19 protein-coding genes, 1 tRNA gene and 2 pseudogenes are annotated in these 20,495 nt (G+C 62.7%); 14 read left to right on the top strand and 8 right to left on the bottom strand.

Annotated elements, in window-relative coordinates; translation table 11 throughout:
- Positions 1–50 precede the first annotated feature (50 nt).
- Entirely contained in the window at positions 51–3,020 is a 2,970-nt protein-coding gene (locus ACQY5A_RS19395; protein WP_428341954.1) for a UPF0182 family protein, read from the top strand.
- 60 nt (positions 3,021–3,080) lie between these two features.
- Positions 3,081–3,157 (top strand) — tRNA-Met (locus ACQY5A_RS19390).
- Between the two features lie 57 nt (positions 3,158–3,214).
- On the opposite strand, the gene ACQY5A_RS19385 is transcribed toward ACQY5A_RS19390, so the two are convergent.
- Positions 3,215–3,388: a hypothetical protein gene (locus tag ACQY5A_RS19385; RefSeq protein ID WP_428341953.1), complete on the bottom strand. Its 174-nt coding sequence runs from the start codon at positions 3,386–3,388 to the stop codon at positions 3,215–3,217.
- A 399-nt stretch (positions 3,389–3,787) separates the two neighbouring features.
- Here ACQY5A_RS19385 and ACQY5A_RS19380 point away from each other — a divergent pair, with 399 nt between their 5' ends.
- From ACQY5A_RS19380 to ACQY5A_RS19370, 3 genes and pseudogenes are all read left to right on the top strand, one after another.
- Positions 3,788–4,036: a helix-turn-helix transcriptional regulator gene (locus tag ACQY5A_RS19380; RefSeq protein ID WP_428341952.1), complete on the top strand. Its 249-nt coding sequence runs from the start codon at positions 3,788–3,790 to the stop codon at positions 4,034–4,036.
- Positions 4,036–4,365: pseudogene (locus ACQY5A_RS19375) on the top strand (HipA N-terminal domain-containing protein); the annotation flags it as partial. The gene ACQY5A_RS19380 and the pseudogene ACQY5A_RS19375, both read left to right, overlap by 1 nt.
- Before the next feature lie 141 nt (positions 4,366–4,506).
- A complete protein-coding gene (locus tag ACQY5A_RS19370; protein ID WP_428343238.1) occupies positions 4,507–5,406 on the top strand; it encodes a HipA domain-containing protein in 900 nt (299 codons plus the stop codon).
- A 686-nt stretch (positions 5,407–6,092) separates the two neighbouring features.
- Here the strand turns inward: ACQY5A_RS19370 and ACQY5A_RS19365 are convergent.
- From ACQY5A_RS19365 to ACQY5A_RS19350, 4 genes and pseudogenes are all read right to left on the bottom strand, one after another.
- Entirely contained in the window at positions 6,093–8,450 is a 2,358-nt protein-coding gene (locus ACQY5A_RS19365; RefSeq protein WP_428341951.1) for a TOTE conflict system archaeo-eukaryotic primase domain-containing protein, read from the bottom strand.
- 16 nt (positions 8,451–8,466) lie between these two features.
- Positions 8,467–9,372: pseudogene (locus ACQY5A_RS19360) on the bottom strand (nucleotidyl transferase AbiEii/AbiGii toxin family protein).
- On the bottom strand, positions 9,369–9,956 hold the full coding sequence (locus ACQY5A_RS19355) for a type IV toxin-antitoxin system AbiEi family antitoxin domain-containing protein (RefSeq protein WP_428341950.1): 588 nt from the start codon (positions 9,954–9,956) through the stop codon (positions 9,369–9,371). Before ACQY5A_RS19355 ends, ACQY5A_RS19360 begins: the two are co-directional and overlap by 4 nt.
- 363 nt (positions 9,957–10,319) lie before the next feature.
- Positions 10,320–10,556, bottom strand: a complete 237-nt coding sequence (locus ACQY5A_RS19350) for a hypothetical protein (RefSeq protein ID WP_428341949.1) — start codon at positions 10,554–10,556, stop codon at positions 10,320–10,322.
- A 226-nt stretch (positions 10,557–10,782) separates the two neighbouring features.
- On the opposite strand from ACQY5A_RS19350, the gene ACQY5A_RS19345 reads away from it, so the two are divergent.
- Entirely contained in the window at positions 10,783–11,586 is an 804-nt protein-coding gene (locus ACQY5A_RS19345; RefSeq protein ID WP_428341948.1) for a crotonase/enoyl-CoA hydratase family protein, read from the top strand.
- Here the strand turns inward: ACQY5A_RS19345 and ACQY5A_RS19340 are convergent.
- Both ACQY5A_RS19340 and ACQY5A_RS19335 read right to left on the bottom strand, forming a co-directional pair.
- Positions 11,583–12,449 carry a cytochrome c biogenesis CcdA family protein gene (locus ACQY5A_RS19340; protein WP_428341947.1) on the bottom strand — a complete coding sequence of 289 codons (867 nt, stop codon included), beginning with the start codon at positions 12,447–12,449 and terminating at the stop codon, positions 11,583–11,585. The two genes, ACQY5A_RS19345 and ACQY5A_RS19340, sit on opposite strands and share 4 nt — an antisense overlap.
- Before the next feature lie 13 nt (positions 12,450–12,462).
- Positions 12,463–12,912 carry a protein disulfide oxidoreductase gene (locus ACQY5A_RS19335; RefSeq protein ID WP_428343237.1) on the bottom strand — a complete coding sequence of 150 codons (450 nt, stop codon included), beginning with the start codon at positions 12,910–12,912 and terminating at the stop codon, positions 12,463–12,465.
- Between the two features lie 183 nt (positions 12,913–13,095).
- On the opposite strand from ACQY5A_RS19335, the gene ACQY5A_RS19330 reads away from it, so the two are divergent.
- From ACQY5A_RS19330 to ACQY5A_RS19320, 3 genes are read left to right on the top strand one after another with little or no spacing between them, the layout of a single operon-like run.
- Positions 13,096–13,251 (top strand): hypothetical protein, encoded by a 156-nt coding sequence (locus ACQY5A_RS19330; RefSeq protein WP_428341946.1) that lies wholly within the window; start codon positions 13,096–13,098, stop codon positions 13,249–13,251.
- A complete protein-coding gene (locus ACQY5A_RS19325; protein ID WP_428341945.1) occupies positions 13,238–13,507 on the top strand; it encodes a hypothetical protein in 270 nt (89 codons plus the stop codon). The genes ACQY5A_RS19330 and ACQY5A_RS19325 overlap by 14 nt, the downstream gene beginning before the upstream one ends.
- Positions 13,508–13,545: 38 nt before the next feature.
- Positions 13,546–13,767: a hypothetical protein gene (locus tag ACQY5A_RS19320; protein ID WP_428341944.1), complete on the top strand. Its 222-nt coding sequence runs from the start codon at positions 13,546–13,548 to the stop codon at positions 13,765–13,767.
- A 14-nt stretch (positions 13,768–13,781) separates the two neighbouring features.
- On the opposite strand, the gene ACQY5A_RS19315 is transcribed toward ACQY5A_RS19320, so the two are convergent.
- On the bottom strand, positions 13,782–14,429 hold the full coding sequence (locus ACQY5A_RS19315) for a TetR family transcriptional regulator (RefSeq protein WP_428341943.1): 648 nt from the start codon (positions 14,427–14,429) through the stop codon (positions 13,782–13,784).
- Between the two features lie 159 nt (positions 14,430–14,588).
- Between ACQY5A_RS19315 and ACQY5A_RS19310 the strand changes: the two genes are divergently transcribed.
- Genes ACQY5A_RS19310 through ACQY5A_RS19290 form a run of 5 tightly spaced genes read left to right on the top strand, consistent with a single transcriptional unit; the run spans position 14,589 to position 20,429 of the window.
- Positions 14,589–15,455 carry an amidohydrolase family protein gene (locus tag ACQY5A_RS19310; protein ID WP_428341942.1) on the top strand — a complete coding sequence of 289 codons (867 nt, stop codon included), beginning with the start codon at positions 14,589–14,591 and terminating at the stop codon, positions 15,453–15,455.
- Between the two features lie 5 nt (positions 15,456–15,460).
- A complete protein-coding gene (locus ACQY5A_RS19305) occupies positions 15,461–17,677 on the top strand; it encodes an acyl-CoA dehydrogenase family protein (protein ID WP_428341941.1) in 2,217 nt (738 codons plus the stop codon).
- Between the two features lie 29 nt (positions 17,678–17,706).
- Positions 17,707–18,900, top strand: a complete 1,194-nt coding sequence (locus ACQY5A_RS19300) for an amidohydrolase family protein (protein ID WP_428341940.1) — start codon at positions 17,707–17,709, stop codon at positions 18,898–18,900.
- The gene (locus ACQY5A_RS19295; protein WP_428341939.1) at positions 18,897–19,181 is read left to right on the top strand and encodes a hypothetical protein; all 285 of its coding nucleotides are present in this window, start codon (positions 18,897–18,899) and stop codon (positions 19,179–19,181) included. Before ACQY5A_RS19300 ends, ACQY5A_RS19295 begins: the two co-directional genes overlap by 4 nt.
- 9 nt (positions 19,182–19,190) lie before the next feature.
- Positions 19,191–20,429, top strand: coding sequence for a cytochrome P450 (locus ACQY5A_RS19290; RefSeq protein ID WP_428341938.1), 1,239 nt, complete (start codon positions 19,191–19,193; stop codon positions 20,427–20,429).
- The last annotated feature ends 66 nt before the right edge of the window (positions 20,430–20,495 follow it).

The raw sequence follows: 20,495 nt of genomic DNA, 5'->3' as shown, positions 1-20,495 counted from the left end.
GTGGACATCCAGCGACAGCGACTGTCGAGACCGAGCAGGGAGCGTAGCTAGTGGGGATGCGGCCCGCCGCCAGAATGCCGAAGCTGACTCGACGCAGCCGGACTCTGATCGCGATCGCGTTGATCGTGATCGGACTGCTGTTGGTCGGCCCACGACTGATCGACGCCTACGTCGACTGGCTCTGGTTCGGCGAGTTGGGTTATCGCTCGGTGTTCACCACTGTGCTGGTGACCCGGTTGGTCGTGTTCGTGGTGATCGGGCTGCTGGTCGGGGGCATCGTGTTCGCCGGACTGGCCTTGGCCTACCGAAGCCGGCCGGTGTTCGTCCCCAGCAACGGCGCCGATCCGGTGGCGCGCTATCGCACCGTGGTGATGTCGCGGCTGCGGTTGATCGGCGCCGGTGTCCCGTTGACGATCGGACTGCTGGCCGGCATTGTCGCGCAGACCTTTTGGGTTCGTATTCAGCTCTTCCTGCACGGCAGCAGCTTCGGCGTCCGCGATCCGCAGTTCGGCAAAGACCTGGGCTTCTACGCCTTCGAACTGCCCTTCTACCGGCTGGTGCTCAGTTTCTTCTTCGTGGCGATATTCCTGGCTTTCGTCGCGAATCTGCTGGCGCACTACATCTTCGGTGGCATCCGGTTGTCCGGCCGCACCGGTGCGCTGAGCCGCGCGGCGCGAATCCAGTTGATCAGCCTGGTCGGAACGCTGGTGCTGCTCAAGGCGGCTGCCTACTGGTTCGATCGCTACGAACTGCTGTCGCACACCCGGGCGGGCAAGCCGTTCACCGGCGCCGGGTACACCGACATCAACGCGGTGCTGCCGGCCAAGATGATCCTGCTGGCGATCGCGTTGATCTGCGCGGCAGCGGTGTTCTCCGCGGTTGTGCTGCGGGACTTGCGGATTCCCGCCATCGGACTGGTGTTGCTGTTGCTGTCGTCGATGGTCGTGGGCGCCGCCTGGCCGTTGGTCATCGAGCAGTTCAGCGTCAAACCCAATGCGGCGCAGAAAGAGCGCGAATACATCAGCCGAAGTATCACCGCGACCCGGCAGGCCTATGGTCTGACCGATGATGTGGTGACCTACCGGGACTACAGCGGCGACGCGCGGGCAACGGCCGAGCAGGTGGCATCAGATCGGGCCACCACCTCCAACATCCGACTGCTTGACCCCACCATCATCAGCCCGGCGTTCACCCAGTTCCAGCAGGGCAAGAACTTCTACTACTTCCCCGACCAATTGTCGATCGACCGCTACCGCGACCGTGACAACAACCTGCACGACTACGTCGTCGCCGCCCGCGAACTCAACCCGGACCATCTGATCGACAACCAACGGGACTGGATCAACCGGCACACCGTTTTCACCCATGGCAACGGCTTCATCGCCTCGCCGGCCAACACCGTGCGCGGTATTGCCAACGACCCCAACCAAAATGGCGGATATCCCGAGTTCCTGGCTAGCGTCGTCGGGGCCAATGGCAGCGTGACATCCAGTGGCCCTGCCCCGTTGGATCAGCCGCGGGTCTATTACGGTCCGGTGATCGCCAGCTCGCCCGCCGACTACGCGATCGTCGGGCGCAACGGTGTCGACCGGGAGTACGACTACGAGACCAACACCGAGACCAAGAACTACACCTACACCGGAAGCGGTGGAGTTCGGCTGGGCAGCTGGATGTCCCGGAGCGTCTTCGCCGCGAAGTTCGCAGAGCGAAACTTCTTGTTCTCCAATGTGATCGGATCCAACAGCAGGATCCTGTTCAACCGCGACCCGGCTCAGCGGGTAGAGGCGGTGGCGCCGTGGTTGACCACCGACAGCGCCGTCTACCCGGCGATCGTCAACAAGCGGCTGGTGTGGATCATCGACGGCTACACCACGCTGGACAACTACCCGTACTCCGAGCTCACGTCGCTCTCGTCGGCCACTGCCGATTCCTCGGAGGTTGCATTCAACCGGCTGGCACCCGACAAGCAGGTGTCCTACATCCGTAACTCGGTGAAGGCCACCGTCGATGCCTACGACGGCACGGTCTCGCTCTACGAGCAGGACGAGCATGACCCGGTGCTGCAGGCGTGGATGAAAGTCTTTCCCGGAACGGTCAAACCGAAGAGCGAGATCAGCGGCGAGTTGGCCGCGCATTTGCGCTACCCCGAAGACCTGTTCAAGGTGCAGCGGATGTTGCTGGCCAAGTATCACGTCAACGATCCGGTGACGTTCTTCTCCACGTCGGATTTCTGGGACGTGCCGCTGGACCCGAACCCCACGGCCAGCAGCTATCAGCCGCCGTATTACATCGTCGCGAAAAACATTGCCAAAGAAGACGATTCGGCGTCGTTCCAACTGACCAGCGCGATGAACCGGTTCAAGCGTGACTATCTGGCGGCCTACATCAGCGCCAGCTCCGATCCCTCGACCTACGGTAAGATCAGTGTGCTGACCATTCCGGGACAGGTGAACGGTCCTAAGCTGGCGAACAACGCGATCACCACCGATACCGCGGTTTCACAGGACCTCGGCGTGATCGGGCGCGACAACCAGAATCGGATCAAGTGGGGCAATCTGCTGACGTTGCCGGTTGCCCAGGGTGGGCTGATCTATGTCGAGCCGGTGTACGCCTCGCCGGGATCGAGCGATGTCGCGTCCTCGTATCCGCGGTTGATTCGGGTGGCAATGATGTACAACGACAAGATCGGCTACGGCCCGACGGTGGGCGATGCGCTGAACGGGCTGTTCGGACCGGGCGCCAGTGCGAACGCAGCGGGTCCGGCGCCCACCGAATCCGGCCCGCCCGCCAGCACGCCGCAGGGCGGCGAGCCGCCGGCCAACCCGCCACCTGCCGGTGCTGTCGCACCTCCGCCCAGCGCCACCGTCAGCTTGTCGCCGGCAAAAGCAACCGCGCTCAAGGACGTTGAGACGGCGATGGGTGCAGCACGCGACGCACAGAAGTCGGGCGACTTCGGTGCCTACGGTGCGGCACTTCAACGGCTCGACGACGCGATCAACAAGTACAACAGCGCAAAATAGGGCGGGTGAGCGCGCGATTTGGTGGCCTCGCGTGCGTTCGGTAACCTTATATTCACCCGTCGCGGGGTGGAGCAGCTCGGTAGCTCGCTGGGCTCATAACCCAGAGGTCGCAGGTTCGAATCCTGTCCCCGCTACCAAAGTTCGAAAGTTCGAACTTGTGTCCTTAAATTAGGGCGCAAGTTCGAACTTTTCGATTATCTGGGGGTTGTTTTGGCCTTTGCCGCTGGCAAGGGGGAGATCGAGGTGAGTTCGTGGTCGAGCCGATCCTTTAGGTTCGGATCGAGCAGACTGTCGAATAGTTCCGTTAGCTCGATATCGACGATCTCATCATCGCTGATGTAGAGGTGCTCAAAGATCGCATGGTTCATGATGCGCCGCTCCCGCGGGTGTAAAACACCCCTGAGTCGCGCAGGAGGTTCAGGGCCCCATTCAGTCCAGCGTGAAGTTGCTCGCGGCTCGCCTTGTGATTGCCGAGTTCGCGCTCCGCATTTGCAAGCGCAGTGCTGATGCGTTCCTGCTCCGTCCACAGCTGCTCGAGTGGCACCGCGCCGGCGTAGTGGGCTAGTAGCAGGGCGTCGCGTTCATTGAGGAGTCGCTTGGCCAGTGCGCTTGACCCCGTGTCTACCAAACGGGGTCAAGCCCATGTGTCAGCACTTATGCAAGTATTCTGATGGCCGCACCATGTTGGGAAAATCCAACACTGTCCACTTGCGCGTGCAGTGTGATGATTTCTTGTCATTAATATCTAGGCGCGCTAATGTGAGAAAATGCCAACATCTGATGGTCGCGAGATTACGGTTCGCTCCGCATCTGCGCTGGGACGCGCGCTGCGCGCTGCGCGTCTAGACCGGGGGCTAACCCAGGGCGAACTAGCTGAACAGGCCCGAACCAACAGATTCTCAGTCGCCCAACTGGAAACCGGTGCCGCTACTAGGGCTATTGAGAAGTTGTTCGACACACTCGCCGCGCTTGACCTCGAATTAATGGTCCGCCCTCGCCAGGGTTGGAAAGCATAATGGACCTGGATCTTTGGCTATACGGAGTACTCACGGCGCGAGCTACCCTAAAATCTGGGGGACGCAAGGTCGTGATCGAGTACACCGACGAGGGGCGATCAGGCTACGGCGGTGGTGCGCCCATTCTCTCTTGTTCCCTACCTTCAGTACCAGGGCTTAACGCACCCGCGGCTTCGCGATCATTCCTAGAAGGACTGCTTCCGGAAGGTCGGGCGCTGCAGCACGCTGCTGCGCGACTGCGAGGCGTGGAACTTGACCTAGCCGATGCTCCTGCTACCCCATCAGACGCTTTGGCACTTCTTGCCGAATACGGTCGGGAATGCGCCGGAGCAGTTGTGATAGTGCCTGCAGGAGAAGGGCTGCCGGCGGACGGGCACGTGTCCTCGCCAATAAGCGAGCAGGAACTTATAGATCTCGTCCAGAATCTGCCAGCTAGGCCCCTAGGTATCGATCCCACGCGGGGAATCCGAATGTCACTGGCAGGCGCTCAGGACAAACTGTTGCTGACGCGGGTGAACGGGCAGTGGCGTATGCCGATCGATGGCTATCCCTCGACGCACATCATCAAGCCCACCACCGTGTGGCCTCACAGCGCCGAGAATGAGGCGCTGATACTTGCTTTGTCCAGACGATGCGGACTGTCGGATAACGCAGTGTGGATTGAGCGGATCGGCAACACGACCGCGCTTGTTGCCGAGCGCTATGACCGCAGCGTGCACAGCGACGGAACAATCCACCGCTTACATCAGGAGGACATGTGCCAGGCCGTCGGAATTCGCCCAAAAGATAAGTATGAAATCGGTCGGCCCTCTGAACATATGGCCCGCGTGCTCAGAGAATTCGCCGACACTCCGCTGCAGGAAATTACAAACATTTTCAAGCAAGTCGCATTTCGCGCGATCGTCGGCGACGAGGACGGTCACGGCAAGAACTATTCCTTGATGCTCCACGAGGGAGTGGTAAAGGTATCGCCCCTTTATGATTCGCTGTCCACGCTGGAATACCCCGAGTTGTCGGGCACCATGGGCGCCAAGATCGGTGCGCAGCAATCGCTCGCCAAAGTGGATCGACAGGCGCTTCTCGCAGAGGCGAAAGCCATGGGCCTCCCAGCTCGCACTGCGGAGCAGGCACTCGACGAACTATCGACGCACATCCGCGCAGGCATCGAGAACCTGCCTGCCGAGATCACTAAAGACTGGCCGTCTGAACACTTGATTGAGACGGTGCTGATACGAGCGGAGCGCCTTGATGCTGGACAACCACTTGGTGGGGTCAAAGAACCACCACGGGTAAGTCGGACGCTGGACACCGTTACCGCCAATAAACACCGGGGCGCCCCCGCCCAAGGCGGGACCATGTCGACGTCGTGAGCGGAATGGCTACGAAGTCAGTCTTCCTGTCATCGAACCAAGCGCTTTAATGGTGGGTTGCGACCGTGCGAAGTCGAAGGACGCGTGCGCGTCAGCGTGTGAACGGATTTGTGAACCAAACGCGGCGACACGCCCCAGACTGGCTGGGACAACGAAACCACGGGACCGGTCGACGTGTCGTGAACTGCGTATTTGAGACTCGCGCAGACCGCGCGCAACGGGCAATACCGCAACCGGCCAGCTCATAACCCAGAGGTCGCAGGTTCGAATCCTGTCCCCGCTACCAGCGGAAATGGCCCCAGAGTGCGATCTCTGGGGTCATTTTCATACCCGTTGGCCACGGATTTGGCCGCATCAGCCTTTGCCGATTTCTCCTGAGCGCTTGCGGATCTCGCTGGTAGCAGGCCACTTGTCTCAGTATTGGTCAATCGACAATAGTTGCTAGGTCGGCCCAGGAAATCCGCCAAAACGCGGCGTCGACCGAAACCTCGTATCGGCCGAGGAGGCAGCCTGCATGCCTCCGAATCGGTGGCATCGCGTAGGCCTCTGGAAGGCCAATCGGAGGGTGGGGGTTACCTCCTGACCGCTGAGAGCATTGGCTACTCGGGCCGTTGAGCGTCGCGCCAATCAAAAACACCTCCCGCCCGCGCAGTCGTATAAGTTGCTAGCTGGCTGGCCGGCGACGCCTATCGGAGCAGCGTTCTGGGTTCGGGGAAGCCCAATTTTGTGTAGCCGGGCGCGCGTTTTCGAAGTGAAGAGGCGATTACCGGAGTGAGTTCGTCGTGGTAATCGTGCACGGTTGCGGTGGTCTTGGCGGCGTACGGCCGGGTGATGCGCCCGACGTATTGGACGAGTCGGTTCTTGAACGTGATTGGGGCGGCGAGAAACAGCGTGTCCAGGGCCGGGCAGTCGAATCCCTCGCCAATGAATGAGCTGGTGCCGACGATCAGCAACGGCCCGGCTTCGGCGGTGTGGTTTGCGAGTCGTTCGGAAATCTCGCGGCGCTGGCGCGCCTTCATCTGGCCGCTCAGTACGAGGACATCCTTAACGGCGCTTCGGAGTCGTTCGGCGATGACGTTGAGGTGATCGATCCATGTGGTGAGGACGAGGATGTTGGCGCCGTCGGCGTGAGCGGAGAGGACGTCAGCGATGATCTGCTCAAGCCGGGCCTCGTCGGCAATGAGGGCTCGGTAGATCTCGGCCATTCCGCCTGGCGCACTAGGATCGGCTTTCCCGGTGTAGCGGAACTGGGTGGGATGGACGTATAGGACGGGGTGCGGTGCGAGCAGGTCGGTGCCGACTGAGGGAAGTTGGCCGGCAGTAGGGCCTTCGAGGGTGACGTGATGTGACCCGAGTTGGTGGTAGATGAGGTCTTCAAGCCCGTCGCGGCGTTCAGGTGTGGCGGTGAGCCCGAGCCAGGACGCTGCGGGTATTCGATTGAGGACGTGGAAGAACGCGCTGGCAGCGATGTGGTGGCATTCGTCGACGACGACGAAACCGTAACCGGCGGTGAGGCCTTCGATGTTGTCGCGGCGCGCGAGGGTGGGTAGCAGTGCAATGTCGATAATGCCGGTGGTTTTGGATCGCCCGCCGCCGATCTGTCCGCACTTGAATCCGAGATGCTTCTGTAAGCGGTCACGCCACTGGTCGGCCAGCGCTTTGCGGTCGACCAGGATGAGGGTCGAGGTGGCGCGGGAAGCGATGGCGGCGCAGGCAATCACCGTCTTGCCCAAGCCAGGAGGCGCGATCAGCACGCTGGTGTCTTCCTCAATTAATCGCGGGACTGCGTCGGCCTGTGCGGACCTGAGCTCGGTTGAGCAGATGAATTTGTGACGGTCGCCGATGGCGCGTTTGTCATCAATGTGCAACGTACTTCCCGCCGACTCGACCAAGTCGGTGAGCAGCCCATAGAGGCCACGAGGCAGCACAAGATCGCCCTCGACCGTCTCGTCGTAGCTGTGCAGGAAGCGCGGAGTATCCCAGGTGCTGCGTCGAGCGCGCTGGCGAGCATCAAAGTCGGGATTGCGAATGGAGGCTGCATGCTTGACGGCCGCGATCATGGCCGGACCAAGATCGTTGGCGGTCAGAGTGATCCGAGATCTGAAGGTTGCCCGGATGATCGCTGCCGGCCTCGGCACGATTTTCGACGACGTGGGTAGCTGCAGCCGGCGCACGTGATGGCCGAATTGTGGATCGGGCAGGGTCCGCAGGAGCGCGGCAACATTTTTGTGCGATAGGCGCGCGATGCTGGACAGGTAGGCCCATTGGTCGTCGAAGGGTTCCAGCGTGGCGGGGTCGAGGAACAGCGTTGTGCCGTGCTGTCGGCGTTTGCCGTTGAGGGGAGCGGCGATGAGGTTGCCCATGCCGCGGCCGGTGTGAATATCTTGGGAGGGAAACAGCCGGTCGTAGCTGCTAAGGTGCATGCTGCCGCGGAGTTGGAAAGCCTCGCCGAGCAAGCTTGTCGCGATGCTGCGGGCTGTTGCCGCAGACGTGGCCTGTGCGAAAAAGACCCACACGTGCGCACCTCGGCCCGACTGCGACACCTCTAAAGCTGCCGGAACATCGTGGGCTCGTGCGGCTTTCATATAAGCCAGCGCATCCAGCATCGCGGCCTCCTTATCGAAGTCAGCCGTGACCCACCAGGTCGTGTCATCGTCACCAAGGGGATACAGGCCTAGATGAATCTCCCCGCGCAGGTGCTGGGCGACGACGTCCGGAGTCAGTGGAAGATACGGTGCGTCGGCGCGATTCATGCCCTTGCGCCAGTAGCCGCGGATGGCCGGCATCCAACCGGATCGGCCGTCGCGGCGGTTCTCCCATCGCATCGCGTAAATGTCGGAGCGACAACGAAACAGGTCGAGGAAGAAGCGGACCTTAGCTTCGGGCACCGACCTCATATTGACCGGTGACTCCGGCGCGCCAGAGAGCGTGGCTTGATCCGGATCCGCCGCTCGCGCCTGCTCTTCGCTGAGCTTCAATAGGCGACGCAAGCGCACATTGTCGGCACGCAGCGTGTCCAACTCGCCCGGGAACCGCTCCTCCACGATCACAGTGTGCCGCTCAGTCAATCCATAATCGCGTCGAACCGTTCCATGTTGTTGTCGGAGTTGCTGCGTCGGTGAGTCGATCGGCGAACGCAAGGACCGCCTGCACCACGGTGGCGAATTCCTGTGGTAGCGCAGCGCCATCGGGTCCGAGGCCGGCTCTATAGGCGTCGTACGACCGTCGCCTCGACTCGATGAGGTCTCCGATCACCGACGACAGCGCGACGATGTCGGTGCCGCGGTAGCTGGCTGTTGCGATCAGCGCGTCGCGAGCGGCCGGATGCGAGATGTCTCGGCCGCCGGTGAGGGTGTAGATATCTGTGTAGTCGCGCACCCGGGTGTTCGCTGGCCCGAGGCTTATTGCGGTGGTGAGCTTTTCGGCCAGCACCGTCTCAACCGGATAACCGAGGATTCGAATCGGCGGATGACTCGGCCGCAACGCAGGTAGCTCGACGTGTTGAGGTGCGGGAGTGACCGGGTCGCCGAAATTGACGTCCAGTCGCAGCTAGATCACCGCCGACGCGATTGCGCAATCCATCGCGACCCGCACTCCCGAGTACAGGTCCTCGTCGCGGATTACGGGTGAGGTCACCGTGTGAGTGCGGTATTCGACCCCGTCGTCGGGTGTCGATTGCTCGGCGATGGCGACGATTCGCGCGACGACTGTTGCTTCGTCGTTGGCGAAGTTCCGCGCCAACGCGTCAACATCAGCCGTCGGTCGACGTGCGTCGAACGCCGCCAAGAGAATTCCTCCTTTGAGCACGAACTGCTCGGCGTATGGCGAGAGCGCCAGTCGCGCAATCCACCGCTCGACCACGTACAGGGTGAGTAACTCCTGTGTAGGACGGCCCTCGGCACGGGCGCGGCGCTGCAGATCCAGATAGGCGCGTCCGGCTTCTGTACTGCGCGTCGGACGGCTCATTCCGCAGCGGCCACGTCGAGCGCACGGCGGACCGGTCCCGCCACATCAAACATCGATGCCAGGCCCAGCAACTTCGCTGGTGCCGCGTCACGTCGGCGCAGGTACCGCTGCAGCGCGGCGAGTGCTAGCGTCTCGCCAAGCCGATGCCGCAGTCGCATCAGGTCGATGACCGTCCGAGCGGGAGTGTAGATGCGCACCCACTCTCTTGGCGCAGCCTCCAGCTGTGATAGTTCAATCTCGAAAGTGTTGGCAGCAAAGCGAAATACCTCTGTTGGTGGATACGCGATCCGCGGTGGGCGGTGCCCCGTGGGCACGGCAATCTGCACCGCGGGCGGGAGCTCGTCGCTCAGTTCGTGAACCGCCGCGGCCGACCGACAACACACGATCGCCACCGGGGATCGGTACGCAACGGCCAGCAGATCCGGTTCACTGGCTAGCGGCGCGTCGGCACGTCGAAAGACTCCACGCGATAATTCGACGACGTCACCGCTGTCACGCAAGGCATACAGCACTCGCGGATGCACACCACGAGCAAGGGCGGTCGCGGTCGTGAATGTATCAGGCAGCCCCCGAGGCCCTGTCATGGATAAAAGTGTTACACGAACTCATGTTGAGTGCAACACTTTTATCCACAGGCTGAGGTCCGGTAACGCGCCCGATGCGGCGGGGCAACAGTATGTCGCTCCAAGGGTTTGGCCACGGATTTGGACACAGAACACGGACGAATGGATGCGATCATGTGGGACGGGGCGCGACAGGTCGGACGAGTGAACCTCGTCGACCTTCACTAATGAGACCGCGCGCAACGGGCAATACCGCACCCGGCTAGCTCATAACCCAGAGGTCGCAGGTTCGAATCCTGTCCCCGCTACTAGTGTCCCCGCTACTAGTAAAAACAGCCCCCGGAGATTATAAGGATAATCGGGTCGAGCAAGTTCCGTGCCACCTCAGCCGACGCGACGCCGGTCGGAGCGTTGGCGGCGGACCCACTCACCGGGATCGTCATCCCATTCGTGACCCTCGTCGGGGATAGCCCCCAGGGCTGCCTCGATGTCGTCCCATCGCCGCTCGTCTTCGAGTCCGCGGCGAATCAGCTCCGCGATGAACGCGCTGCGGCGCCTGCTGCCAGCCCGCCGGTCGAGTTCGGCAATGAGCTCGTCGTCAACGGAAATGTGCAGTCGCATGTGCTGACCATAGCCCGCTAACGGCCGGCGTCATGTGCCCAAATCTCCGCCGTGGGGCTTCCAGATACTCGGTGCGTCGAGCGTCATGCAATCCACGCTCAGCCGCCACTTCGATGCCGTGGGGGATTGACCGAAGACCACCCTGCGAAGTCGGTCCTGACGCGACTGACGCCTGACGAGTACGACCTCTGGCTGAGGAGTCGGTCGTGGCGGTAAGTTGCCCAGCGTGGGTGACGACAGGGTTCAGATAAAGATCGGCGCCAGCGGCGTGGCGACGGTGACGATGGTGCGCGCCGACAAACACAACGCGCTCGACCGGGCCATGTTCGAGGGACTGATGAATGCCGCCGACCAACTGGCCGGCGACGCGTCGGTGCGTGCGGTCGTGCTGCACGGCGAGGGCAAGAGCTTCTGCTCCGGACTGGACATCGCGAGCTTCATGTCCGGTCAGGGCGGCACCGGCTTGCTGCTGGAGCGCGACGGCGACCGCCTGGCCAACTTCGCCCAGCGGGTGACCTACGACTGGTCCCTGGTGCCGGCGCCGGTCATCGCTGCCATTCACGGGAACTGCTTCGGCGGCGGTCTGCAGATCGCGTTGGGCGCCGACATCAGGATCGCTGCACCGGACGCGAAACTGTCGATCATGGAGATCAAGTGGGGCCTGGTTCCCGACATGGCGATCACGCAGACGCTGCCGCGGCTGGTCCGCATCGATGTCGCCAAGGAGTTGACGTTCAGCGGCCGAATCTTTTCTGGCAGCGACGCTTTGGCGATCGGGTTGGTCACGCAAAACAGTGACGACCCGCTGGCGTCGGCGCTGGAACTTGCTGAGGAGATCGCGCAGAAGTCGCCCGACGCCGTGCGTGCCGCCAAGCGCCTGTACGACGAGACGTGGGTCAGCGACGACGCCGCCGGTGCCCTGAAACGCGAATCCGACTTGCAGGCCGGGCTGATCGGCAAACCCAATCAGCTCGCCGCCGTGGTGGCCGGAATGTCAGGGGAGCGGCCGGCCTTCGTCGACCCGGTCTAGCGCCAGGTTCGCCGCGCGCGCCGCGTTTTCACCGCTACGGCCAGCACGCCGAGCGCAACTACGGCCAATCCCAGCACCCACGGCCAGGCGCCGTGCTGATGCACCCAACCCTCCAGCGCGCCCTGCAAGCGCCCGGCTGCCGCGACCACCGGGTCCGTCGGGCTGCCGTGCAAGACGAACAGACGGACCTCGTAGAGACCGTAGTAACCGACATAAAGCCCGACAGCGATCAGCAATGCACCGCTGATTCGGTTGATGTAGGCCAAGATTCGGCGTATCCGGTCGATCAGCGCCGTGCGCGCGAGTGCGACGGCGACGGCTAAGACGCCGACGAGCAATCCGAAGCCTCCGGCGTAGGCGAGATACACCATGAGGCCGTCCAGAAGGGGGCCACCGCGAAAGACGGCTCCGGTGACCGCCAGGAATGGGCCGATCGTGCAGGACAGCGACGCGATGGCATATCCCACCCCGTAGCCGAACATCGATGCGAGCCTGGCGGTCGGCGCACGACCGTGTCCGGCGAGCAGTGGTCGCGGTGTCAACACCGTCAGGTCACGTCCGGTCAACAGCCAAATACCCAGTGCGACAAGCGAAATACCAATCGCAATCGTCATGTAGGGCAGATAGCGCTCGACGGTCGATGCGATCGTAACGGTGAGCAGCCCGAACGTGCCGAAGGCCGCGAGGAACCCGAGGGTCATTGCCACGGTGGCTGCCAGTGCACGTCCGACGGCGGTGAGACCGCCGGCCCGCTCCGTGCGCACCACCAGTGTCAGATAGGCGGGCAGCAGCGCGAATCCACATGGATTGAGCGCGGCCACCAACCCGGCGCCGAAGGCCAAACCCAGCAGGCCCTGGTTCATGGAGGCGACCGGTCTAGCTGGTGAGCGCAGCTACCCGGTCGGAAAGCTCCTGCTGCGACATCGCCGAGGTGGGGTTGTTCACGAACGTCGATGAGCCGTCCGGCTTCTCGAACACATAGGCCGGTTGCCACGGCACGTTGAACCGCTGCCAGATCGATCCGTCGGCATCGTTGAGATTGGTGAAGTTCAGGTTGTACTTCGACACGAAGTCCCGCATGGACCCCTCATCGGAGCGGGCCGCCACCCCGACGAAGGTCACTTTGGGGTTCGCCGCCGCGACCTGGCTCAGCGACGGGGCCTCCTGGTTGCAGAACGGGCACTGCGGCCTCCAGAACCACAGCACCGCGGGCTTACCTTGCAGGCTCGCGCCGTTGAAGGCCGCGCCGGTCAACGTCGTGCCGGTGAACTGCAGACGCCCGTCGGCGGCCATAGCCTGCGGTGTGTCGCTCAGCCCAACGACCATCGCGACACTCGCCAGCGCGACAGCCAGGCCCGTCGCCCAGCGTGAAATGCGGATCCTCATGACATTGCCTCCCGTTGAACGGACTCCCTGGGCAAGGCTACAGAAAGTGGAGGTAGCGGCCGCGGCGGCCGAAAGCGCACTGGGTCTATACGGCCCAACGACTACCACGAGTCGGCGTGGGGCGTGGTCGACGACGACGTCCGCAACGTCCTTGGCCTGTCGTACTACGGCGACATGGCCCGGATCGCCGAACGCGGACTGATGGACTCGGTGTTCCTGACCGACAACATCGCAATCGCGGAATACGACGAGATCGGCCAGCGACGTGTCGCCAGCTGAGTTTCGCTGCGCACAACCCGAATTCGCATCAAAGATCCGTCGTTATGCGCCGCGAACGATCGCCTTTCTCGGTAAGCGGGCGTCGGCCTGCATGCTCGGCGTGTCGGACGTCGCCTGGGGTCGATACCGGCCGGGCTTCGCTGGCACGAAGGCCTGGGTGTTGCCCAACCCGAGTGGGCTGAACATCGGTTTCTCGCTCGACCAGCTCGTTGACGCGTATGGCGAATTACATCAAGCCCTCTCGGTGTTCGAGTAGTTGGCCATCATCGACGCGCTATTATCCTCAACCAGGACATGAGAAAACGATTCTTCGTACCGGTCGCTGTGACATCTGTCGTCATCGTGTCGCTCTGGTGGATGTGGTACAACTCCGGGCAACACAAGCTCGAGCGGTGCGTCAAAGCCCAGTCCGACCACTTCTATTCGACCAGTGACGGCCAGGATCTGCGCCGTCATGGCACGGAGGCGCCGCCCGAGCTGTTCGTCTTGGAATGCAATCAGCTCGGTATCAAGTAGCGGACTACCGGGCCTCATCGATCTGTCAGCAGAACCCGTGCGACCCATTCGACACGACGCAGGGATTCCTCCAGCGTCATCATCCCGGCCAGCACTCCTGCCAGCGAGCTGCTCAGAGCGGCGTTGAGTCCGAAGGTGATGTTTGGAACATCCTCCGGTGCAACACCTTCCAGCAGTCTGTTGAACATCTCGGTGTTCGTGCGATTCATCTGCTCGATCGTGGCTCGGGCTTGGGGATCGGTGGACGTGGTTGTCTGAAACATCAGCGCGGTCATATTCGGATTGCGGTGAAAGGCACGCTGTGCGCGTCGGAGGTAATCCAAAATGCCCGGCAGTGGGTCCTGGTTGGGGCGGCCCGCGCAAGACGCGATGATGCGGCGGGTCAGTCGCTTCTGCCAGTCCTCCAGCGCCACCGCGAGCACATACTCCTTGGAGTTGAAGTAGCGGTACACGGTAGCCAGCGCTACGCCCGAGCGTTTGGACACATCCCGCATCTGCACGGCATCGGCGCCTACCTCGGCGATCAGATCGATGACCGCTTCGATGATCGTGGCTCGCCGGACGAGCTGGCGGGTCGTCATATCGGTCAGCGGAACGACGGCGGCGCCATCGGGCTGTTGGACGGCGGTGTTGACGGTACGACCTCCGAGTCGGCCTGACACAGAATAGAACCTATTTCTCACCCGCGCTCTAGACGCTGATGTGTGTGGCTACGTTATCCCAGCTCAAAACAATATTCAATGTTGACTTTAGTAGAACCGTGTTTCAGTATGGACCGGCGGCAACCTTGCTCGCGGACACCAGTGCGATCGGAGGACTCCATGCCCGGACCGGTGGGTTTACCGGTGATCGACACGATGATCGCGTTTCCGCACGAGGGTTCTGCCCAGTACGACTTCATCCGCAAGCAGACCAAAGACCGCGAATCCAAGGAGGATTTCGAGTTTCCGGTCGAGTACATGTTCAAGGACGTTCCGCAGGGGCTGGCGACCGATGATCCGGTGTCACTGGTGCTCCAGCAGATGGACCGGTTCGGCATCGAGAGAGCGATGATCGGGGTCGGCGACGAATCCGCGCAGTTGGCGCTCAAGACGTTCCCGGATCGCTTCGTGCCCTCCGGGGCACTCGTCGATCCGAACGACGTCATGGGTTCGGTGAACGCGATTCGTCGGGAGTACGCGCAGTTCGGAATCCGTGCGACGTCGGTGTTTCCCGCCGGAACGTTTCCGCAAGTGCCGATCGACGACCCGAAGATGTACCCGATCTATGCCACCTGTGTCGAGCTTGGTATCCCGATCTTTGTCTGCGCGGGTATCCCCGGCCCACGGGTTCCCTTTGCCTGCCAAGAAGTCTCCCGCATCGACGTCGTGATGTTCGACTTCCCCGACCTGGTGTTCGTCACCCGCCACGGTTGCGAGCCGTGGGAGGACCTCGCCGTCAAACTCATGCTGAAATGGCCCAACCTGTACTACTCGACGTCAGCGTTCGCGCCCAAGTATTACCCGAAGGCGATCATCGACTACGCGAACTCTCGCGGTGCCGACAAGGTCATCTACGCCGGCTACTTTCCGATGGGCCTGTCTCTGGAGCGGATCTTCAGCGAGCTGCCGAATGTTGGTTTCAAGGACGATGTCTGGCCGAAATTCCTGTACGGCAACGCCGCCCGGATTCTCGGGCTGGAAGGCTGACATCGATGACGCTGGCGATCACCGTTGAGCAGGAACAGCTTGTCGACGCCGTGAGCCGTTTCGCGGCACGGCACGCGCCTATCGACCAGACCCGCGCCGCGTTCGAATCGATCTCGGCCGGCGAAATACCCTCCTGGTGGCACGAATTCGTCGGCAACGGCTTTCACGCGGTGCACCTGCCGGGCCATGCCGGCGGCCAGGACGGAACGTTGGCGGACACGGCATGCGTACTCGAAGCGGCCGCAGCGGCACTGTTACCCGGCCCGCTGCTCAGCACGGTCACGGCGAGCGCGGTGGCGAATCTTGCGGACGCATCGGTCAAGCCGCTGCTGACCGATCTGGCCGCGGGAGCGACGGCCGTCGTTGTACTACCCGAGCACTGCGACATCCAGGCCGTCTCCGACGGAAGCTCCTGGCGGCTCAACGGTGCATCGGAGTCCGTACTGGGAATCTGCGCGGCGCAGCGTATTCTGCTGCCGGCCCGCGCCGCGGACGGTAGCCGGCGTTGGTTTGTGGTCGCGCCGGGCCCGGGTCTGACGGTCGAATCGCAACAGGGCACCGACCTGTGCACCGACGTGGGTGTCGTGGAACTCGCCGACCACATCGTGCCGGAGAGTGCCGAAATATCAGGTATTTCAACGCCGCGGGCCCGATGCATCGTGCTGGCTCTCGCCGCGTGTGCGGCCGCCGGGGCGGTGCGCCACTGCGCCTACGCCGCAACCGATTACATTCGCACCCGCGAGCAGTTCGGTCGACCAGTCGGCTCCTTCCAGGCGCTGCAACACAAAGCGGCGAAGCTGCTGGTCGCATCAGAGCTCGCCGCATCAGCGGCATGGGATGCGGTACGCGCGCAGGGCGAGTCCATCGAACAGCATCGATTGGCGGCGGCTTCCGCCGCTGTGATGGCGATAGGCGCGGCCCCCGACCTGGTGCTCGACGCGCTGTTGATGTTCGGTGCGATCGGCTACACATGGGAGCACGACACCCATCTGTACTGGCGGCGCGCCACCAGCTTGGCGGCATCACTGGGCCCGATGACCCGCTGGACCCGGGAAGTCGGCGAGTTGGCCTGCACGACACAACGTTCCACCGCCATCCACCTGGGTGACGTCGAGTCTGAATTCCGTTCCACGGTGGCGGCCACGCTGGATGAGGCGCTGAGGCTGTCGAACGATCCCTATCACGGCGACGTCAGGACTCCCGGCCTGGCCACGGGCGAGCAGCGTGACCTGCTGGCGCAGCGGGGGCTGGTGGCGCCAAATCTGCCGGCGCCGTGGGGCGTTGGCGCCACCGCGGTGCAGCAGGTGATCATCGCCGACGAGTTCGGCAAGCGGCCCGGGTTGGTCCGGCCGTCGCTCGGCATCGCGGAATGGATTCTTCCGACAATCCTCAACAGAGGATCTGACCTGCAACGCGAGCGCTTCGCGGAACCGATCATGCGCGGTGTGCAGCCCTGGTGCCAACTGTTCAGTGAACCGGGGGCCGGGTCGGATCTGGCGTCGCTGTCCACCCGGGCTGCCAAGGTCGTCGGCGGCTGGCTGGTCAACGGGCACAAGATCTGGACATCGTTGGCGGACCGAGCCGAGTTCGGAGCCATGCTGGCCCGAACGGATCCCGAAGCCAAGAAGCACCGCGGCATCGGTTATTTCCTGGTGGACATGACGTCGCCCGGTGTCGAGGTCTCGCCGATCAAACAGGCCAGCGGCCGCTTCGAGTTCAACGAAGTGTTTCTCACCGACGTGTTCGTCCCCGACGACATGCTCGTGGGTGAACCCGACGAGGGGTGGAGCCTCGCGGTGTCGACGATGGCGGTCGAACGAACGGCCATCGGAAATTACGTCACCATCGACCGGTCGGGGGCGCTTCGCGCCGTCGCCGAAATATCCGGCCCGGAGCAGGATGCCGCATTTCACGCGCTCGGAGACGTCGAGTCCTACAGCACAGCGATCAAAGCCCTGGTGCTGCGCGAAACTCTTCGGCTCGTCGAAGGGCAAAGCGCCGGCCCGACGTCCAGCATCGCCAAGTACGCGATGGTCACCCTGTTGCGCCGCGCGTGGACCGCAACGCTTGGCCTGACTGGCCGCGCCGCGATGCTGCAGAAGTCCGAGCCGGCAATTGTGCAGCCGTATTTCGACACACCTGCCGAAATCATCGGCGGGGGAACACCAGAAATCCAGCTGACGATCATCGCCTCGATGGTCCTCGGCTTGCCGCGCAACTGAATCATCGCCACTGAAAGGACGCCGACGCGATGACGACACAGCTCCCGTTTCAGTTCTTCGACTGCGACAACCACTATTACGAAGCCCTCGATGCGTTCACCCGGCACATGGATCCGCAATTCAAAAAACGGGCGATCCAATGGGCGCAGCTCGATGGCAGGCAACGCCTTCTCGTGGGTGGCAGGGTAAACCGGTTCATTCCGAACCCGACGTTCGACCCGGTGGGCAAACCCGGCGCACTCGACGAGTACTTCCGTGGCCGCAATCCCAGAGGTTCGGATTTGAACGCGCTGTTCGGCGATCTGGAGCCGATCCCGCCGGCCTATCGAGACCGCGACGCGCGCCTGGCGTTGATGGACGAACAGGGGATGGCCGGCTGCATCCTGCTGCCGACCCTTGGAGTAGGGATGGAGCAGGCGCTGCTGCCGGACCTGGACGCGACCGTGGCGACATTCCGGGCCTTCAATCGCTGGATGGACGACGACTGGGGATTCGCTTATCAGGAGCGGATTTTTGCCGCGCCCTACATCACCTTGTGCAAGCCGGACGACGCGGTTCGCGAACTCGAGTGGGCGCTGGATCGCGATGCGCGTTTCATCGTGATGATTCCGGGCCCGATTACCACCGCGGTCGGAATGCGCCCGCCCGGTGACGCGATGTTCGACGAATTCTGGCGGCTGGCAAACGATTCGGGGATCACCGTGTGCTATCACTCCGGTGAGACGTACTACTCGAAATTCATGCCGGCATGGGGCGAGTCGGACTACATGATGTCGTTCCAGGCGCTGCTTGGGTTCCGCAGCTTGTTCTCCGGCAACGCTCTTCAGGACACCTTTGCCAACCACCTGCACAACGGGTTGTTCCTGCGCTTCCCCAACCTTCGGATGGCTTCGATTGAGAGCGGCTCGGACTGGGTGTTCCACCTCTTCGAAAAGCTGACCAAGTCTTTCGGCCAGATCCCGCAGATCTACCAGGAAGATCCGCGCGAGACATTCATACGGCACGTCTGGGTGTCGCCGTTCTACGAAGACGAACTGGCGAGCCTGGTGAAACTACTGGGCGACAGCCAGATCATCATGGGCTCGGACTTCCCCCACGTCGAGGGTCTGGCCGAACCCGCGTCCTACATCAAGGACCTGGAGAACTTCGACTACACCCCGCATCAATGTCGAACCGTCATGCGCGACAACGGACTCCAGCTCTCCATCCGCCGGCCGGTGTGAAAGCGACCAAGTCCAACGTCGTCGCCATGCTGCTCGAGGTCGGCGAGGAGAACGCGGCGGTGTTGCTGGCGCGCTCTGCGTTGCCAGACGAACTCGACCTCGACACCGACCGCGACGCCCTGCTCGCATTCGGATTGGACCGCGACCAGGTCGACGAAGTGGCGCGGCTGACGATCGGCACGGTCGAACCCGACAACGAAAATGTCCGTCGTCAGCGTGGCGAGATGGAACACACCATCTCGCGTCGGTGGGCTGACCTCGTCGACCAATGGCTCTCGTAGGGAGGCGCGATGACCAATCCGCAGCTGCTGCAGGGGTTCGACTTCACCAACCCTGACGTGTACGCCGCGCGCCTGCCTACCGAGGAGCTGTGCCAGCTACGGCACGCGGCGCCCGTGTGGTGGAACGAGCAAGCGCCCGGGGTCGGCGGCTTCACCGATGGCGGCTACTGGGTAGTGGGCAGACACCGCGATGTGCGGGAGGTGTCGCGGCGCAGCGATGTGTTCTCCAGTGCGCGGAATTGCATCGTCCCGCGTTACGTCGACGAGGAGACGGCGCGCGGGCAGATCGAGCTCGGCCGATTCTCGATGATCAACATGGATGCGCCGCAGCACACCCGGATGCGCAAGATCGTGTCACGGGGTTTCACGCCGCGCGCGGTGGATCGCCTCCGTGCGGACTTGGCACGCAGTGCTCGTCGCATTGTGACTGAGGCAGCGGCCGCGAAGACCGGAGATTTCGTGGCGCAGGTGGCAGCCGAGCTTCCGCTGCAATTGATCGCCGGACTGCTCGGCGTCCCGCTCGAAGATCGGGCGAAGCTGTTTCATTGGACCAATCAGATGGTGGGAGACGAAGACCCCGAATTCGCCGGCTCCGCGGCACTTGAGTCGGCCGGCGAGTTGATGTTCTACGGCGTGCAACTCGCCGCACATAAGGCCGAGCATCCCGGCGACGACATCGTCACTCAACTGATCACCGCCGACGTGGACGGTCACAAGCTCACCGACGAGGAACTCGGGTTGTTCATGGTGACTTTGACCGTCGCCGGCAACGAGACGACCCGCAACTCGATCACCCAGGGCATGATGGCGTTCCTTGACAATCCCGAACAATGGGAGATCGTCAAGGCGCAACGGCCGGTCACTGCCACCGACGAAATCATCCGTTGGGCAACACCGATCACGGCTTTCCAGCGCACCGCCCTCCGCGATATCGAACTCGGTGACGTCCCGATCGTAGCGGGCCAGCGCCTGGCGTTGTTCTACCGATCGGCCAATTTCGACGAAGACGTGTTCACCGACCCCTTCGCCTTCAACGTGCTGCGCGATCCCAACCCGCACCTCAGTTTCGGCGGCACCGGCGTCCACTACTGTCTGGGGGCCAACCTCGCCAGAATGACCGTTGGGGTGATGTTCGATGCGATTGCCGACGTGATGCCCGATCTCACCGCGCTGGCGGCTCCCGAGCGGCTGCGGTCGGGCTGGTTGAACGGCGTCAAACACTGGCAGGTTGACTACTCAGGCGCCTGACGGCTGGCCATTCTCTGTTTCTCTTGCGTGACGGTTTCGAGTCAACCGTGTTGCATGGCGACTCCG

It is taken from the genome of Mycobacterium sp. (genome assembly GCF_965277065.1).
GTDB lineage: Bacteria > Actinomycetota > Actinomycetes > Mycobacteriales > Mycobacteriaceae > Mycobacterium.
The sequence above is the reverse complement of the archived record's forward strand: the minus strand, read 5'-3'. Positions and strand labels throughout refer to the sequence as shown.